Source organism: Labrenzia sp. R5_0 (genome assembly GCF_017743835.1).
Taxonomy (GTDB): domain Bacteria; phylum Pseudomonadota; class Alphaproteobacteria; order Rhizobiales; family Stappiaceae; genus Roseibium; species Roseibium algicola.
Genome location: NZ_JAGHRK010000002.1, coordinates 559,623 through 575,334, shown reverse-complemented (window position 1 = coordinate 575,334; position 15,712 = coordinate 559,623). Strand labels below are relative to the sequence as shown.

Here is a 15,712-nt window from a genome sequence, read left to right as displayed (position 1 = left end):
GCTACCTGACCTCTTTCCCGCACGCGGGAAGCGGACTAGGCTGAGTACAAATAACGGGCGTTGATATACCGAGACAGCTCCGCGATTTCAGCTCGCCAGTCCGTCACGAAGGAAACATCATGTGCAAGCTCTTCATCGAGGCAGATTCCACGCTTTGGGAAAGCACGACAAAGTCGCTGCGCATTGACGGCATGGTGACATCGGTGCGGCTGGAAACCTTCTTCTGGAAGGTTCTGGACGAGATCGCCGGACGGGACGGCATGAATGTGGTGCAACTGATCACCAAGCTTCACCACGAGAGCATCGACGCGGGTCATGATCTCGGAAATTTCACAAGCTTCCTGCGCGTTTGCTGCGGCCGGTACCTGGCCTTGCAGCTGTCTGGCGATGTGCCGACCGACAAGCGCCTGCCTATCGCGGGCCTGGATGCGGACGGTATTCTGGAAGCCGAAACCGGCCGTATTCACTGAGACATGCGCTGAAATGAGTTCAGGAGCTTTCGTTGGTCATCCCGGCCGAGCACCACGCTGCCGGGATGACCAGGGATGGCTTTTCATGTGTTGGTGACACAGCGCCTTGTCAGGCAGCCGCTTCTTGCGAAAGCGCCAGACGCATGTCTTCGGCGACCGCAACCGGGCCTGCCTCGGTCGGGACCTGGAAGAGCCCCAGTTTCTTCGTGACCTTGCCCAGCAGCACAGATGCCGTCATCCAGACCAGGAGCGGAGCGACAACCAGTGGCAGGGCAACAGGCAGCAGCCAGTAGAACATCTCCGGCGCATAGGTGTGCGAGAAGGCGATTGCGCCGGCGCCTGCAATGCTCATCCACCAGGTGGCGGAAAACGCCGCGGTGATCGGCAGCGAACCGTCGTCTCGATCGGCTGTCGGCCAGCCGCTGTCAGCACCCGTCAGCACCTGAAACACCGAGCGGCAGTGAAACATCATGTGGATCGGCGCAAGGATCGAGGTCAGCAGGATTTCAAGAAGAAAGCTGATCAGAAGCCGCACCGGGCCGCCGAAGTCCGCCGAGTTGCCGCCAAAGAGCGCCCGGGCAACAAGCAGCAGCTTGGGCAGGATCAACAAAGCCACCAGACCGAACAGCAGGGCGAGCGCCGTGGTCGTTTCCGGATGCGGAAAGACCGGGAATGGCGAATGACCGTCGAAGTAGACCGGGGGCGGAGCGACCAGCGGAGCCGCAAGGCTTGCCAGCAGGAAGATGCACCAGATCGGCGAGGCCAGGTAGGCAAAGACACCTTGCAGGATCGAAATCCGGCTCCAGAAGCGGAAGCGTGGGGCCGCCAGAATGCGGCTGTGCTGCAGGTTGCCCTGACACCAGCGCCGGTCACGCTTGGCGTAGTCGACCATGTTGGCGGGGGCTTCCTCGTAGGAGCCCGTCAGGTCCGGGTCGAGACGGACCTTCCAGCCGTCGCGCGCCAGGAGCGCAGCTTCAACGGTATCATGGCTGAGGATATGGCCACCAAAGGGCGGTTTGCCGGTAAGCGGAGCCATGCCGCAGGCAGCTGCAAATGCGCGGGTGCGGATCAGCGCATTGTGTCCCCAGAAGGTGCCTTCCTCGCCCTGAACGGCGGCTAGGCCGCGCGCGAAGTAAGGCCCGTAGAGACCGGTCGCGAACTGCAGGAGGCGTCCGAACAGGGTGGAAAGCCCGATGATCTGCGGCAGCGACTGCAGCAGCCCCAGGCGCGGATCAGCTTCCATGCGCCGGACCATTTCCAGGATGGTCTTGCCATCCATCAGGCTGTCGGCATCAAGCACCAGCATGTAGTCGTAGGCACCGCCAGATGTGGTCAGGAAGTCGGCAATGTTGCCTGCCTTGCGGCCAATGTTCTGTTCGCGCCGCCGATAGAACAGGCGGCCACCGGCGTTCTGGCGAACAAGCAGTCGCTCATAGGCACGCTGTTCTTCTTCGCCGACATCCGCCTTGGTGGTGTCGGACAGGACGAAGAAATCGAACCGGTCCGCCGCGGGCAGGGCGGCAACCGATTTCATGATGGCTTCCAGGCGGGCGAACACCGGACCAGTTGCTTCGTTGTAGATCGGCAGCAGAACGGCGGTGCGACCTTCGGGCAGAGCTTCTGCCGTTGCCCTTTCCTCAGGCGGAAACAGGATGCCGAAGAGAGCGATACATCCGCCCCAGGCCAGCCAGAAGCTTGCTACCGCCATCAGCGCGATGCGGACGATGTCCAGCCAGTCGAATCCGTCCGACTGGACAACAATGGCAAACATGTACGAAGCGCCCGTGGTCAGGCACAGGGCGATCACTGCCATGGCCAGCCGCCGGAAGGCCGTCGACCAGGCTTCGGAGCTGGCCTTCTTCATGTCAGCGGTCCTTGGCTGGAACCGGAACGCGCTTCAACTGCGGAGCAAGCGGCTGCACAGCCCGTTGCCACAGGGCGACCAGCGGGGCAAAGCGCACGGCCAGTGGCGGGTTGAGGTCGTGATGGGGCATTTCCAGCCCGTGACGGGGTGCAGGCACGGGCAATGTCCTGATGAAGGCAGCCCGGTCTTGCGGCGTGCCGCTAAAATGGTCGATACCACGGCGCGTGGCGGCGGAACCGGACAGAACGGACAAGAGGACGTCGTCGCCAAGGTCGGGCCGCTTCAGGACAGTCCTGATTTCTTCAAGCAGCTTACTGTCGGCAAAAAGGGTCGGACTGGTCGTCTGATCGATACTCACATGCGATGTCATCTGTTCCCACTCCACTGATACATCCAGGTTTCCGTTACATCGGTGCCGTCGAGTTGCAGGGCGAGAATGAACTCGACCGGTATTTCCTCGTCGTCCCGTGCGATATCGAGCACGGCACGCCAGCTGCCGCTTTCCAGCCGCTGGACGAACTGATGCTCCACCTTGCCGTTCTGCAGGGTCAGTCTCGGTGTCAGAGGAGCTTCCGCACCCATGTCACCCAGATTTCCGCCGGCAAATTCCACGACGAACTTGCGCAGTTTCGGGTCCGGATCCGAGGCAGCCGCGCCACCATGCCCTGTGCTGGTCGCGATTACCTGTGCCAGCTCGGTTCCCGGTTCCGGTTCCCGGCCCCAGATCATCCGATAGGCAAAGCGATGTTCGGAGCCTGCCTTGGTGCCGTTTTCCGGCACCCAGCAAGCAACGAGGTTGTCGTAGATCTCTTTTTCAGCCGGGATTTCCGCCAGCATGACCTGGCCGTTGCCCCAGTCGTTGATCGGCTCGATCCATAGAGACGGGCGGCGCTGATACTTGGCTTCCGTGTCCTGGTAATGATCGAAATTCCGGTCCCGCTGCAACAGGCCAAAGCCTGCCGGGTTCTCCTCGTTGAAGAAGGACAGGGCAAGCTTTTCCGGATTGCGGGCCGGCCGCCACAGACGCTGGCCATTCTGGCGCAGGATCAAGAGACCGTCATTGTCATGAACTTCCGGGCGATAGTCGTCGAAGTTGGTGCGGTCGTTCTCGCCGAACAGATACATCGAAGTCAGTGGCGCAATTCCGAGGCGCTCGACATCGTCGCGCAGGAAAATGTGCGCATCCACTTCCACAACCGTGTTGATGCCCGGCTTGATCGTGAACTGGTAGGCACCGGCAACGCGCTCGCTCTCCAGTTCGGCATAGAGCCGCATTTCGGCAGCGCCGTCCGTCGGCCGCTCCAGATAGAACTTCGTAAAACGCGGAAACTCTTCCGGTCCGGCGATGGCCGTATCGATCGCAAGTCCGCGTGCGGACAGGCCGTAGACGTTGCCCTTGCCGAGCGCGCGGAAATAGCTTGCCCCCAGGAACACCACCAACTCGTCGAAATATTCCGGAGTGTTCAGCGGATGGTGCAGGCGGAAGCCGGCGATGCCCGGCAGATCCACATCCTTGAATTTTTCCGGATCCAGCGGCTCGCGATATTCAAAATCCGCGCCGGTGAAGTGCAGTTCGCTGATATTGCCGTCGACGATCTCATAAAGTTCCACCGGCTCCTTGTAGAGCCAGCCCGGGTGGAACGCCTGAAGCTGATAGTTGCTGCCGGTGTCCTTCCAGACGGACTTTTCGGGATTGAACCGGATTGCACGATGCTGGTCATAATCGAGATTGGCGAGGATTTCGGGAAGAGCCGGTACATCGGGCGCAAATGCGTTCCCGGCCTTTTCCTTCATGCGCTCGACGAGCGCGGAAAAGTTAAACTCTTCGCCTGCCGCAAAGGCTCCGCCTGTTTGTGCAGGTGCGGTATTCTCTGCTGCGAGTGCAGTGCGGATGTCCGCGCCTGCCAGAGCACCGGCCGCCAGGGCCGTTGCCGATAAAAACGTGCGCCGATTGATCACGACGATTGGCCACCTTGTTGAAATTAAAGTGTTCTTTTTGGTTCACTTTTGAATGAGCACGCGCACTGCAGCAATTTTATGGAGAAAACCGGTCCAAAAAATGGCATTCCTGTGCAATGCAACATCGTACGCTTGTTCGTTCGACTTTCAAACGTCCAAACAGCAGGTTGGTTTCATATTTTTTTGAAAAAAGTTCCGCTCAGAGGCCGATTGTAACCAGCTGGGTGACGTAACTTCCGATTGCCATGGCCGATGTGAGGCCGGGGGATTCGATTCCGTAGAGCGTGACCAGGCCCGCAAGGCCATGATCTGACGGCCCGTCAATTCGGAAATCGGCCGCGGGTTCACCCGGACCGGCGATCTTGGGCCGGATGCCGGAGTAGTCGGGCAGGAGTGCATCGTCCGGCAGGCCGGGCCAGTAGCTGCGGATGGCGGCATAGAACCTGTCGCCCCGGGCGGGATCCACCTTGTAGTCGGCAACCTCCACCCATTCGACATCCGGACCGAAGCGTGCCTGGTGCTGCAGGTCGAGTGTCAGGTGAACACCGAGCCCGCCGGGTTCCGGCACGGGGTAGATGAGCTTGGAAAAAGGGGCCTTGCCCTGAAGCTTGAAATAACTGCCTTTTGCGAGGTAGGCGGCCGGTGGATTGGCACCCTCAAGCCCGGCAGCCAGGGCAGGTGCGCCGTGGCCTGCGGACAGGATCAACTCCTTGCAGGTGAGGGCATAGGTTTCCGTTCCCTCCGTTTCCGCATGCACCCGGTAACCGCCATCAGCCAGGCGCTCGAGGCGCGCAACTCTCGTGTTCAGCACAACCTGACCGCCGTTAGCCTCGAGCTCTCCCTGGAGAGCCAGCATGAAACCGTGACTGTCGACGATGCCTGTGGAGGGGGAATGCAGTGCGCCGGTGCAGGCAAGCTCCGGTTCGGCTTCGTTCAGGCTGTCCTGGTCCAGGAATACGAGATCTGAAACGCCGTTTTCCGCCGCTTTGCGACGGATTGACTGCAGTTGCTCCAACTGATCGTTATTGGACGCAACGATCAGTTTGCCAATCTGCTCGAAACCGACGCCATTCTCGGCACAAAACCGGTAAAGCCGTTCTTTGCCCTCCACACAAAACCGAGCCTTCAGGCTGCCCGTGGGATAGTAGATGCCCGCGTGGATGACTTCCGAATTGCGGGCGCTGGTTTCCGATCCGATCAGGCCATGCTGTTCCAGCACCATGACCTCGCGGCCGGTCAGCGCCAGCTCACGTGCAATCGCAAGTCCAACGGCACCGGCACCGATAACGAGGGTTTCAATGTCATGCATGGTGTTGCCGGCAATCCTGGTCGCGCGTTCTTTTCCTTGTCAGCCCGTCATGCCACGGCTTGCTCCAGACGTCGATGCTGGAATTGCGGATGGCAACAAAGGCCTGGAAGTCAAATCAACGAACTTCGCTCTGCCTTGGATTGAAACCCATAATCCACGCTCCGTTGTTGCCGGGCTCGACCCGGCAATCCATCCGGTTCGTATGAGGAGCCGCAAGCATCAGCGAATAACGATGAAAGGGCGCGGCTTCAATGCCACGTTTGAGCCATGTCGTGACGATGGAGCGACGTTTGCTCCAACCCAGTTCACGCCAGGAACATGCTCTGGCGCGGACTGCCGGCTCAAAGCGACGGCAATGTTATGGTCAGGCTGTGACGGACCGGAGAAAATCGGGTGTGCAGCCCCGGGCCGATGAAAGGTCCGGGGCGCATATCAACAAACGGGATCAGTTCCACCAGGCTTCCGGTGAGAACGAGCCGGCGGCATCTTCGATGACCTGACCGACCTGGAACAGGGTGCTTTCCTCAAAGGGTTTGCCGATCAGCTGAAGACCGAGCGGCAGGCCATTGTTGTCGAGGCCAGCCGGGACGGAAATGCCTGGAAGACCGGCCATGTTGACGGTCACGGTGAAGATGTCGTTGAGGTACATTTTCACCGGGTCGGAATGAAGATCCTGGTCGGCAACGCCGAAGGCGGCGGACGGAGTTGCCGGGGTCAGGATCGCGTCGACGCCGTTTTCCCAGGCCAGGTCGAAGTCGCGCTTGATGAGGGTGCGAACCTTCTGGGCCTTCAGATAGTAGGCATCGTAGTAACCGGCGGACAGCACATAGGTGCCGATCAGGATACGGCGCTTGACCTCTTCCCCGAAGCCCGCTGCACGGGTGTTCTCGTACATCTCGACGATGTCCTTGCCCGGAACGCGAAGGCCGTAGCGCACACCGTCGTAACGGGCGAGGTTCGAGGAAGCTTCCGCCGGTGCCACGATGTAGTAGGCCGGCAGGGCGTATTTGGTGTGCGGCATCGCAATGTCGACGATTTCCGCACCGGCGTCCTTCAGCCAGTCGATACCCTTCTGCCAGAGCGCTTCGATGTCGGCAGGCATGCCGTCCAGACGATATTCTGCCGGAATGCCGATCTTGAGGCCCTTCACGGATTTGCCGATGGCCGCTTCATAGTCCGGCACAGGCAGATCGACCGAGGTGGTGTCCTTGGCGTCGACGGAGGCCATGGATTTCAGCATGATCGCGCTGTCACGAACGGTGTGAGCAATCGGGCCGGCCTGGTCGAGCGAGGAAGCAAAGGCAACAACGCCCCAGCGGGAACAACGGCCATAGGTCGGCTTGATGCCGACAGTGCCAGTGAACGCGGCTGGCTGACGGATGGAGCCGCCGGTGTCGGTTGCGGTGGCACCCATGCACATGCGGGCGGCAACGGCGGCGGCAGAACCACCGGAAGACCCGCCTGGGACGAGATCCTGGTTCGAGTTCTTCTTCCGCCATGGGTTGATCACCGGCCCGTAATAGGAGGTCTCGTTGGAGGAGCCCATGGCGAACTCGTCCATGTTCAGCTTGCCGAGCATGACCGCGCCGTCGGCCCACAGGTTGGACGTAACGGTGGATTCATAAGCGGGTTTGAAGCCGTCCAGAATGTGGCTGCAGGCCTGGGTGTGTACGCCCTGGGTGGCGAAAAGGTCCTTGATGCCAAGAGGGATGCCTTCCAGCGCACCGCCTTCGCCCTTGGCAAGCTTGGCGTCGGATGCCTTTGCCATGTCGCGCGCCTTGTCGGTGGTCACGGTGACATAGGCATTCAGCTTTTCATTGGCGGCTTCGATGTTCTTGATGAAGGCATCGGTCAGTTCCAGGGACGTGTAGTCCTTGTTTTTGAGGCCTTCGCGGGCCTCGGCAATGGTCAGTTTGGTCAGATCGGTCATGGATTTGAACTCTCAGGCGGCCGCCAGCGGCCGGGAATAGAAGATGGAATAGGGACTGTCGGGATAATCGAGCACCGGTCCGCAGCGGCTGAAGCCGGCTCGTTCATAGATGCGCCAGGCTGCCGGGTGTTTGTCGCCGGTTTCCAGAACGAGCATGGAAATGCCCTCCCGGGTTGCCAGCTCAATGATCCGGTCCAGAATGCTGCTTCCCAGGCCGAGGCCCTGAAAGGTCGGTCTGGTGTACATGCGCTTGACCTCGGCAATGCCGTCAGCGTGCCGGTGCAGGGCACCGCAGGCAGCTGCCTTGCCGTCAATCCGTGCAACGAAGACAGTCGTTGCCTCGCCGGACATCTCTTCAGCCGTCATGTGGTAGCAGGCCTCGGGCGGGCTAAGTGTCAGCAGCAGGTCGTTCAGCTCGGCAATCATCTCACCCATGTCGGCAGACAGGGGCGTTTCGACGGCAATAGCTGGAACGGGTGCGATCATCCGGGTTGGTCCGCTTATTCGACGACTTTCGGCACCATGAAGAAATTATCTTCGGAGGCCGGTGCGTTCAGGGTGATGTCGGCAGCCTTGTTGCCGTCGGTCACGCCGTCGGCGCGCTTTTTCATGGTCTGTTCAACCACGGACGTCAGCGGTTCGACGCCGGAAATATCGACTTCGTCCAGTTGCTCGACAAAGCCGAGAATGGCGTTCAATTCGCCAGTCATGCGGGTCGCGTCTTCTTCGCTCACCTTGATGCGCGCCAGCCGGGCAACGCGTTTCACCGTATCGGTATCAACAGACATGTGTTCCTCGTCGTTACTGGTGCCTGAAGCGGAAATCCGCTCATGGCTTGCGCTCTTCTTGCGGCGGCCGCGCGGGGAAGGCAAGAGCGCAGGCTTGCCTTGCGGGAGAAATAAGAATAAATCGGTACCAATGGGAACCGAAATAGGAATTTGCACGTGATCCAGTCTTGCGAAACGATCCGGCCATTGCCGATGGCGGCCATCGTCTATCTGGCTTTCGAACCAGCCTGGCTGGCGCTCAGCCGCAAGGAAAGAGGCGAGATTGCCGGCCAGATCGGCACAATCCTGGCGCGTCATCCAGAGGTTGCTTTCGAATGGTTTGACGCCGATGCCCTGGCTGGCGGGTTTTCGGATTTCGCGATCTGCCGGTTTTCCGACATGCGCGCCTATCATCACTTGTGGGAGGAACTGCGCGACACGGTGATCTTCTCAAAACCCTATGCGCGGATCGTCAACGTGACCACCGGCATCGAGAATGGCTTTCAGGACTACGAGGCAAATCTTCAAAGTGCTGTGGTTGCGGAGGCTGGAGATGCCTGAGGAAGGCAATGCCGGCCGGCCGCGGGAGGGCAGGGTCAGCAAGGCGCTTCTGGAGGCCACGCTGATTGAGCTTGCCGAAAACGGCTACGAAAAGACGACGATTGCCGCCATTGCGGCGCGAGCGCGCACCAGCAAGCAGGCGGTCTACCGGCGCTATGCGGACAAGGGGGCGCTGATTGCGGCGTCTGTCGAAGCAGCTCTTGCCAGCGTGAACCCGGCACCGCCTCAGCGGGGCAGCGTTGCGGAGGATCTGCGGCAGTGTCTGTCGAACACCGTTGCGGCCTTGCAGGATACCGCGTTGGGCGCGGCGGTTCGGGCACTGGTTCCCTATCGAAGCAGGCCGGACCTTGCCGGCGTCCTCGATGAGGCGGAGGCTGCCAGACGTCTGGTCCTGCGGCAGATCTTCATCGCGACCCCGTTCGAAGCTGACATGGAAGCGCGGATCGACCTGCTTCTCGGCCTCATCTATTTCCGCCTGCTGATCCGCAATATCAGGATCGAGACGAGGGACATAGAAACGGCCATCTATCTGGTGCTGGGGCTGGTGGCACCGCGCCAACCCGTACCACGCCCGGATCTGCCGGGCCTCCCCGGATTGTGAAGCCAGCCGCCATCACGATTTTCTCGCTCGCCGTTAGCGGCTCTGTGATCAAGGGTGATTGGCCAAATTCTGCGGCAGAAGACATGTTTTTTTCCGCGTGGAGCGTTAGGCTTCACCTGAACACGCCATTCACACCCCAATGGAGACGCACATGCCGCTCTATACGTCCAAATCCGTTCTGCTGGGACTGACCGCGCTCTTCTCCGCTGCTGCCTTTACCGCTTCCGCTGATGAGATCACCACTTTCACCAAAGGCGGGGCTGCAATCGGCGGCACCGATCCGGTTGCCTATTTCACGGACGGCAAGCCCGTTGCCGGCTCCGATGAATTCACCGCAGAATATGACGATGTGACCTGGAAGTTCTCGTCTGCGGAAAACCGTGACAAGTTTGTAGCCGACCCGGCGAAATATGCCCCTCAATACGGCGGCTTTTGTGCCTTCGGTGCCGCCATGGGTTTCAAGGTTCCGGTGGTGCCGGAGGCCTGGTCGATCGTCGACGGCAAGCTTTACCTGAACAACTCCCTGAAGGTGCAGGAGCGGTTCGAGGAAGATGTGCCGGGATATATCCGCAAGGCGACCCTCAATTGGGATATCATCAAGGAGAAGAACCCGGGCGATCTGAAAGAGCCGATCATCCGCGACTGATCTGTCGAGTGTTTTCCTGACCTGAGCCCGTCAATCGGCGGGCTCAGGCTTTTTTCCGGAATAACATGATCCGCGCACGCGCCATCCAGGCTAGGCGTTGCGCGAACCTGGCTCGGGACCGCGTAGGTCACTTCTGCAAGGTGCCGTTACACTTTTCCGAAAGGCAGATCTTTAAATCGGCTATCGTCGATGTTAAATCTTGAGATTATAACTCAAGATTTATGAGGTCCTCCTTGGCCACTCCTGCGAAACGCCAGCCCAGATTTCTAACCGTCAAGTCGACGCACTACCTCAGTCCAAATCTTATCCGTGTCACCTTTGCCGGCCCGGAGTTGCAGGGTTTTCCCGAAGGGCACGAGGGCGCGAACTGCAAGTTGCTGTTGCCGCGCGACGGCGAAAGCCGCGAAGCCTTTGAAGCGCATTATGCGCCGGACGGGCCTTCCGAACGCGTCCATCCGGTTCGCACCTATACCGTCCGTTCTTTCCGCCGGGATACGCTGGAACTCGATATCGACTTTGTTGCTCACGGCGACGAAGGGCCTGCAACGCGCTGGGCGCAGCGGGCGGCAGAGGGAGATTTCCTTGGCTTTCTCGGCCCAAGCCAGCCGAAAATCACCGAGTTTCATGCCGACTGGTATTTGCTGGCCGCAGACCTTTCGGCAATGCCGGTGGTCGAAGCGACGCTGGAGGCTATGCCGCGCGAGGCAAGGGGTCTCGTGCTGTTCGAAGTTCCGTCAGAAGACGACAAGCGCGAGATTGCAGCACCAGAAGGCGTGGAAATCAGATGGCTGGTCCAGGATAACCCGCATCTGCCTTCAACCGCGCAGGTTGACCTCGTAAAATCTCTGGAATGGCCTGCGGGAACGATCCAGACCTGCATTGCAGGTGAAAGCTCCGTCATTCGGGCCCTTCGAGATCATCTTCACAACGAGCGGAAAGTGCCGAAGGCGGACACCTACATTTCCGGCTACTGGAAAATCGGACTTGTCGAGGACGAGCATCAGCAGCTCAAACGGGCGGAAGCTGCCTGAGGCCTCTTGCTGGAACATCGCACTTCTCGCCGGTTGGGCTCGCTCCAACCGGGGGGATGCAGAAGGCCGGTCTGACCGTGTGGTCGAATATCTGCCGGCGACCCAAATCTTGCCATCAACCTGAGATCCGTTAGATCTGTTGTTACAGGTCTTTCGGGAGGCATTCTCATGCGTGGTTTTGCAGTTGGTCTTGGGCTCGTTGTTGCCGGGTTCGCCTTTGTGCCGGCGGCTTGGGCCGCCGGCCCGGCCTTCGATTGTGCGAAGGCGGAAAGTTCGGCCGAAAAGCTGGTCTGTTCGAATGATGATCTTGGAACACTGGACCAGAAACTGGCTGATATCTATGAAGGTGCGGTTGGCGTCGTGAAGTCGCTTGATGCTGGCGCCGAAGAGGAACTCAACACGCTGAAGGCCTATCAGCGCGGCTGGGTGAAAGGGCGCGACGAATGCTGGAAGAGTGACGACGAACTCTCCTGCGTCCGCTCGGCCTATGAACGCCGGATCGCGGAACTGACAGCGCGCTATCAACTGATCAAGGGACAGGCACCGGTCTTTTACACCTGCAACGAAAACCCGGCAGATGAGATCGTGGCGACCTTCTTCGATACCGAGCCACCGTCTGCACGGTTGGAGCGCGGTGACACGACCGAAATCGTCGTGCAGGGACCGAGCGGATCCGGCGCGCGCTACGAAGGCGATTTCGGCATTTTATTCTGGATAAAGGGAGACGAGGCCATGGTGGACTGGCCTCAGGGCACGTCTTTCGATTGCAAGGTGCGAAGCTGACAGGCCTTTGACCGCCTGTCAGACCGCAGAAAAAAGTCGGCCGTTGCGATAAGGCAGCGGCCGCCTGCTCATAATCAGCCGTCCTTGTAATAGTAGCTATAGCCATTGAGGGCGGGGGCGCCGCCGAGGTGTGCGTAGAGCACCTTCGATCCGGCTGGAATTTTGCCCTTCTTAACCAGGTCGATCATGCCTTGCATGGATTTGCCCTCGTAGACCGGGTCGGTGATCATTGCCTCGGTCTTGGCGGCAAGCCGGATTGCGTCGTTTGTCTCTTCAGAGGGAACACCATATGCCGGGTAGGCGTAGTCAGGATTGATCACGATCTCGTCGTCCCGGACCGCGCGGCCAAGTTCCACAAGGGAGGCCGTGTTGTCGACGATCTGGCGAACCTGCGCACGGGTCTGGTCAAGGGTGCCGGAGGCGTCGATGCCGATTACGCGGTCCGCCCGGTTCTGGTCGGCGAAGCCCACGATCATTCCGGCCTGGGTGGAGCCGGTAACCACGCAGACGATGATATAGTCGAACGTGAAACCAAGCTCTTCTTCCTGCTGCTTCACTTCCTCGGCAAAGCGCACGTAACCAAGACCACCGTATTTGTGGACGGATGCCCCGGCAGGAATGCCGTAAGGCGTGCCACCCGCATCGCGGACGGACTGCATTGCGTCTTCCCAGCTCTGGCGGATGCCGATGTCGAAGCCGTCGTCGACCAGACGGGAATCCGCCCCCATGAGACGCGTCAGCAGAATGTTGCCGACCCGGTCGTAGACCGCATCGTAGTGCGGTACCCATTTTTCCTGCACCACAACGCATTTCATGCCGATCTTGGCGGCGGTGGCTGCAACCATGCGGGTGTGGTTGGACTGCACACCGCCGATGGAAACCAGCGTGTCTGCGCCGGAAGCGATCGCGTCGGGCACGATATATTCCAGTTTCCGCAGCTTGTTGCCGCCAAAGGCAAGGCCGGAGTTGCAGTCGTCCCGCTTTGCATAAATGTCCACCTTGCCGCCAAGTGCTTCGGAAAGGCGGGGTAGAGGTTCGATGGGCGTTGGGCCGAAGGTGAGGGGATAGCGTTCAAACTTGCTGAGGTTCATGGAGCACACCGGATTGATTGTTGACCCTTTGAACCTTGCAGATATTTTCAGAAAGGTGCTTTCAAAGTTTGATGTATTTTTTCTGTCTATGAGAACTTGAAGCGTATATTGATTCCTCAATCATCGAATTAAGGTCAAAAAACTGAAAGATTCTTCCATGGTTGGTGAGCTCGACCGGATTGACCGCAAAATTCTCAAGCTGCTGCAAGAAGATGGCCGCCTCAGCAACGCCGAACTTGCCGGTCTGGTAAATGTCAGCCCGGCGACCTGTCACAGGCGGACGCAGCGGCTGTTCGACGAGGGTTTCATTCAGGGCGTGCGCGCGCATATCGATCCGCAAAAGGTCGACAGATCTGCCCTTGTGATCGTGGGCGTGGTGCTGGACCGGTCGACCCCGCAAAGTTTTGCCGAGTTTGAAGAGGTGGTTCGCAAGGCGGACTTTGTTCTCGACTGCCACCTGGTGGCGGGCGACTTCGATTACTTCCTGAAAATCCGCACACGGGACATGGCGGACTTCAACAAGCTGCACGGCGAAAAGCTGATTGCGCTGCCGGGTGTGCGCCAGACCCGAACGTTTTTTGTCATGAAGGAAGTGACGGACAACGCGCCGCTGCCTTTCTGAAACAGTTCGGCTTCCCTGGCTTCCTGGTCGCCGGCCTCGCAGACCGGACGACTGATGAGCGCCCCGGATCTGCTGCCTGAAATTCCCTTCCATTGTTCTGCCGTCAGTGAGCCTCGATCGCCTTGGCTTAAAAAACGGTTGCCTTGGTCACCGGCAATAAAGTACAGATTTGATATGTAATAACATAACACACCAAACTTGCTGGAGGCCTTATGTCCGATCGACGCCTGCCTGTAACCGTTCTGTCCGGGTTCCTTGGAGCGGGAAAAACCACCTTGCTCAATCGCATCCTCAACAACCGTTCCGGGTTGAAGGTGGCTGTAATCGTCAACGACATGTCGGAGGTGAATATCGACGCAGACCTGGTGCGGGCAGGCGGCGCGGAGCTGAGCAAGACCGAGGAAACCCTTGTCGAGATGTCCAATGGCTGCATCTGCTGCACCTTGCGCGACGATCTGCTGAACGAGGTTCGCCGCCTGGCTGGCGAAGGGCGGTTCGACTACCTGCTTATTGAATCAACGGGGATATCCGAACCGTTGCCGGTGGCAGCGACTTTCGAATTCCGAGACGAAGCCGGCGACAGCCTTGCCGATGTGGCAAGGCTCGACACGATGGTGACGGTGGTCGATGCGGTCAATCTGCTGAAGGATTACTCCAGCCATGATTTCCTGAGCGATCGGGGAGAGACGCTGGGCGAGGAGGACGAACGCACGCTGGTGCATCTCCTGACGGACCAGATAGAGTTTGCCGATGTGGTGGTTCTCAATAAGGTGGGTGCCGCGTCAGCCGGACAGGTGGATGCTGCCCGCAAGATCATCCGCAGTCTCAACGCGGATGCGAAGATCATCGAGACCGACTACTCGGAAGTCTCGCCTTCCGACATCCTGAACACGGGGCTCTTCAATTTTGAAAAGGCTCATGAACACCCGATGTGGGCCAAGGAGCTTTACGGCTTTGCCGACCACATTCCCGAAACCGAGGAATATGGCGTTGCCTCCTATGTCTACCGGGCACGGCGGCCGTTCGATCCGGAAAAGATCCATGAGCTGCTCAACGGGCAGTTGCCGGGCGTGATCCGCGCCAAGGGCCATTTCTGGATCGGCAGTCGGCCGCAGTGGGTGATCGAGTTCTCGCTGGCCGGGGCGCTCTCCAGTATCAGTCCGCTTGGCACCTGGTGGGCGTCGGTGCCGAAGGAGCGTTGGCCGGATGACGACCGCGCCCGGGCCTATGCGAAGTCGCTCTGGGTCGAACCGTTTGGCGACCGGCGGCAGGAAATTGTCTTTATCGGTGCGGGCATCGACTGGCCGCTTCTGAAAAGCCGGCTCGACGCGTGCCTGATCGGCGAAAACGCGGGTGACGAACTTTCGGCCTTTGCGCAACTGCCGGATCCCTTTCCAGCCTTCCGCCATGCGGACCGCGCAGCATGACAGCGCTGGAACCGAAGGCGGACGCCCTTTCGAACGGGCCTGCCGCACGGGATGTGATTATCGGCCGGGATCCGGACATTCTCGCCGACATTCGCGATCCGGGCATCGCCGCCGCTATCTGGCGGCGTACGCCGGATCCCGAATTTCAGATGTGGGTGAATGCCCTGCCGAAAGACAACCTGCCGGACCTGCGCACGGTGGTGCCTGTGCATCTGGCAGAGGCGGCTGTCCGGTCGGCTTGCGAGAGCCATGGACTTCCTGCGTGTCGGGAGAGGGACATGCTGGCAAGCGATGTCGGGGCACTTGCCCTGATGCTGGCAAAGACGCTGACAGTGCGTCTGCTGCGATTGCGGCTGGATGTTTCGGACGACGTCATGTGTCCGAAGTTCCACCTGGACAATGTTCGCGCCCGGTTGTTGTGCACCTATCGCGGGGCGGGAACGGAATATGTGCCGGAAAATGTGGCCGAGGAGCCTGGCCGCATCCGTCAGGTGCCGCCTGGCGGCGTTGCCGTTTTTCGCGGCCGGCAATGGTCTTGCGGCGAAAGAACCGCTCTCTTGCACCGGTCCCCGGCCGCAACTCCGGCAGGTAGACCGCGGCTTCTTCTGGTAATCGATCCGGCAGACTAGGCGGGCTGCATTTCCGAAGGGG

General features: G+C 59.8%; 17 protein-coding genes. 9 read left to right on the top strand and 8 right to left on the bottom strand.

Annotated features, from left to right (window positions below; genetic code table 11):
* Positions 1 to 119: 119 nt before the first annotated feature.
* The gene (locus tag J7447_RS11520; protein WP_023000563.1) at positions 120 to 470 is read left to right on the top strand and encodes a ribbon-helix-helix domain-containing protein; all 351 of its coding nucleotides are present in this window, start codon (positions 120 to 122) and stop codon (positions 468 to 470) included.
* Positions 471 to 579: 109 nt separating this feature from the next.
* Here the strand turns inward: J7447_RS11520 and mdoH are convergent, their stop codons facing one another.
* The 7 genes from mdoH to gatC form a co-directional block, all read right to left on the bottom strand.
* Positions 580 to 2,334, bottom strand: a complete 1,755-nt coding sequence (gene mdoH, locus J7447_RS11515; RefSeq protein WP_023000564.1) for a glucans biosynthesis glucosyltransferase MdoH — start codon at positions 2,332 to 2,334, stop codon at positions 580 to 582.
* A 1-nt stretch (position 2,335) separates the two neighbouring features.
* Entirely contained in the window at positions 2,336 to 2,704 is a 369-nt protein-coding gene (locus tag J7447_RS11510; protein WP_023000565.1) for a hypothetical protein, read from the bottom strand.
* Positions 2,701 to 4,293, bottom strand: coding sequence for a glucan biosynthesis protein (locus J7447_RS11505; RefSeq protein ID WP_229004439.1), 1,593 nt, complete (start codon positions 4,291 to 4,293; stop codon positions 2,701 to 2,703). Before J7447_RS11505 ends, J7447_RS11510 begins: the two co-directional genes overlap by 4 nt.
* Positions 4,294 to 4,492: 199 nt before the next feature.
* A complete protein-coding gene (locus J7447_RS11500; RefSeq protein ID WP_209169650.1) occupies positions 4,493 to 5,602 on the bottom strand; it encodes an NAD(P)/FAD-dependent oxidoreductase in 1,110 nt (369 codons plus the stop codon).
* A gap of 445 nt (positions 5,603 to 6,047) precedes the next feature.
* Positions 6,048 to 7,532 (bottom strand): Asp-tRNA(Asn)/Glu-tRNA(Gln) amidotransferase subunit GatA, encoded by a 1,485-nt coding sequence (gene gatA / locus J7447_RS11495; protein WP_209169649.1) that lies wholly within the window; start codon positions 7,530 to 7,532, stop codon positions 6,048 to 6,050.
* A gap of 12 nt (positions 7,533 to 7,544) precedes the next feature.
* Entirely contained in the window at positions 7,545 to 8,018 is a 474-nt protein-coding gene (locus tag J7447_RS11490) for a GNAT family N-acetyltransferase (protein ID WP_168684492.1), read from the bottom strand.
* 14 nt (positions 8,019 to 8,032) lie between these two features.
* Entirely contained in the window at positions 8,033 to 8,320 is a 288-nt protein-coding gene (gene gatC / locus J7447_RS11485; protein WP_152506052.1) for an Asp-tRNA(Asn)/Glu-tRNA(Gln) amidotransferase subunit GatC, read from the bottom strand.
* A gap of 156 nt (positions 8,321 to 8,476) precedes the next feature.
* Here gatC and J7447_RS11480 point away from each other — a divergent pair, with 156 nt between their 5' ends.
* The 5 genes from J7447_RS11480 (at position 8,477) to J7447_RS11460 (ending at position 11,921) form a co-directional block, all read left to right on the top strand.
* Positions 8,477 to 8,860, top strand: coding sequence for a darcynin family protein (locus tag J7447_RS11480; RefSeq protein ID WP_168684490.1), 384 nt, complete (start codon positions 8,477 to 8,479; stop codon positions 8,858 to 8,860).
* Positions 8,853 to 9,461: a TetR-like C-terminal domain-containing protein gene (locus J7447_RS11475; RefSeq protein ID WP_209169648.1), complete on the top strand. Its 609-nt coding sequence runs from the start codon at positions 8,853 to 8,855 to the stop codon at positions 9,459 to 9,461. The genes J7447_RS11480 and J7447_RS11475 overlap by 8 nt, the downstream gene beginning before the upstream one ends.
* A 151-nt stretch (positions 9,462 to 9,612) precedes the next feature.
* Positions 9,613 to 10,107: a YHS domain-containing (seleno)protein gene (locus tag J7447_RS11470; RefSeq protein WP_031269160.1), complete on the top strand. Its 495-nt coding sequence runs from the start codon at positions 9,613 to 9,615 to the stop codon at positions 10,105 to 10,107.
* Positions 10,108 to 10,340: 233 nt separating this feature from the next.
* Positions 10,341 to 11,138 (top strand): siderophore-interacting protein, encoded by a 798-nt coding sequence (locus J7447_RS11465; protein WP_173017336.1) that lies wholly within the window; start codon positions 10,341 to 10,343, stop codon positions 11,136 to 11,138.
* Positions 11,139 to 11,306: 168 nt separating this feature from the next.
* Positions 11,307 to 11,921, top strand: coding sequence for an MliC family protein (locus J7447_RS11460; protein ID WP_023000575.1), 615 nt, complete (start codon positions 11,307 to 11,309; stop codon positions 11,919 to 11,921).
* 74 nt (positions 11,922 to 11,995) lie between these two features.
* Here J7447_RS11460 and J7447_RS11455 read toward each other — a convergent pair whose 3' ends face one another.
* Complete coding sequence (locus tag J7447_RS11455) at positions 11,996 to 13,012, bottom strand: 1-aminocyclopropane-1-carboxylate deaminase (RefSeq protein WP_206907180.1); 1,017 nt, start codon at positions 13,010 to 13,012, stop codon at positions 11,996 to 11,998.
* A gap of 157 nt (positions 13,013 to 13,169) precedes the next feature.
* Here J7447_RS11455 and J7447_RS11450 point away from each other — a divergent pair, with 157 nt between their 5' ends.
* From J7447_RS11450 to J7447_RS11440, 3 genes are all read left to right on the top strand, one after another.
* Positions 13,170 to 13,634, top strand: a complete 465-nt coding sequence (locus tag J7447_RS11450) for an Lrp/AsnC family transcriptional regulator (RefSeq protein WP_209169647.1) — start codon at positions 13,170 to 13,172, stop codon at positions 13,632 to 13,634.
* A 212-nt stretch (positions 13,635 to 13,846) separates the two neighbouring features.
* Complete coding sequence (locus tag J7447_RS11445) at positions 13,847 to 15,061, top strand: GTP-binding protein (protein ID WP_209169646.1); 1,215 nt, start codon at positions 13,847 to 13,849, stop codon at positions 15,059 to 15,061.
* The gene (locus tag J7447_RS11440; protein ID WP_209169645.1) at positions 15,058 to 15,690 is read left to right on the top strand and encodes a DUF1826 domain-containing protein; all 633 of its coding nucleotides are present in this window, start codon (positions 15,058 to 15,060) and stop codon (positions 15,688 to 15,690) included. The genes J7447_RS11445 and J7447_RS11440 overlap by 4 nt, the downstream gene beginning before the upstream one ends.
* The last annotated feature ends 22 nt before the right edge of the window (positions 15,691 to 15,712 follow it).

Bases quoted from the DNA above. Each gene is read 5' to 3' on its own strand.
- J7447_RS11520 (WP_023000563.1), top strand. From the start codon at position 120: ATGTGCAAGCTCTTCATCGAGGCAGATTCCACGCTTTGGGAAAGCACG.
- mdoH (WP_023000564.1), bottom strand. From the start codon at position 2,334: ATGAAGAAGGCCAGCTCCGAAGCCTGGTCGACGGCCTTCCGGCGGCTG.
- J7447_RS11510 (WP_023000565.1), bottom strand. From the start codon at position 2,704: ATGACATCGCATGTGAGTATCGATCAGACGACCAGTCCGACCCTTTTT.
- J7447_RS11500 (WP_209169650.1), bottom strand. From the start codon at position 5,602: ATGCATGACATTGAAACCCTCGTTATCGGTGCCGGTGCCGTTGGACTT.
- gatA (WP_209169649.1), bottom strand. From the start codon at position 7,532: ATGACCGATCTGACCAAACTGACCATTGCCGAGGCCCGCGAAGGCCTC.
- J7447_RS11490 (WP_168684492.1), bottom strand. From the start codon at position 8,018: ATGATCGCACCCGTTCCAGCTATTGCCGTCGAAACGCCCCTGTCTGCC.
- gatC (WP_152506052.1), bottom strand. From the start codon at position 8,320: ATGTCTGTTGATACCGATACGGTGAAACGCGTTGCCCGGCTGGCGCGC.
- J7447_RS11475 (WP_209169648.1), top strand. From the start codon at position 8,853: ATGCCTGAGGAAGGCAATGCCGGCCGGCCGCGGGAGGGCAGGGTCAGC.
- J7447_RS11470 (WP_031269160.1), top strand. From the start codon at position 9,613: ATGCCGCTCTATACGTCCAAATCCGTTCTGCTGGGACTGACCGCGCTC.
- J7447_RS11460 (WP_023000575.1), top strand. From the start codon at position 11,307: ATGCGTGGTTTTGCAGTTGGTCTTGGGCTCGTTGTTGCCGGGTTCGCC.
- J7447_RS11455 (WP_206907180.1), bottom strand. From the start codon at position 13,012: ATGAACCTCAGCAAGTTTGAACGCTATCCCCTCACCTTCGGCCCAACG.
- J7447_RS11450 (WP_209169647.1), top strand. From the start codon at position 13,170: ATGGTTGGTGAGCTCGACCGGATTGACCGCAAAATTCTCAAGCTGCTG.
- J7447_RS11445 (WP_209169646.1), top strand. From the start codon at position 13,847: ATGTCCGATCGACGCCTGCCTGTAACCGTTCTGTCCGGGTTCCTTGGA.
- J7447_RS11440 (WP_209169645.1), top strand. From the start codon at position 15,058: ATGACAGCGCTGGAACCGAAGGCGGACGCCCTTTCGAACGGGCCTGCC.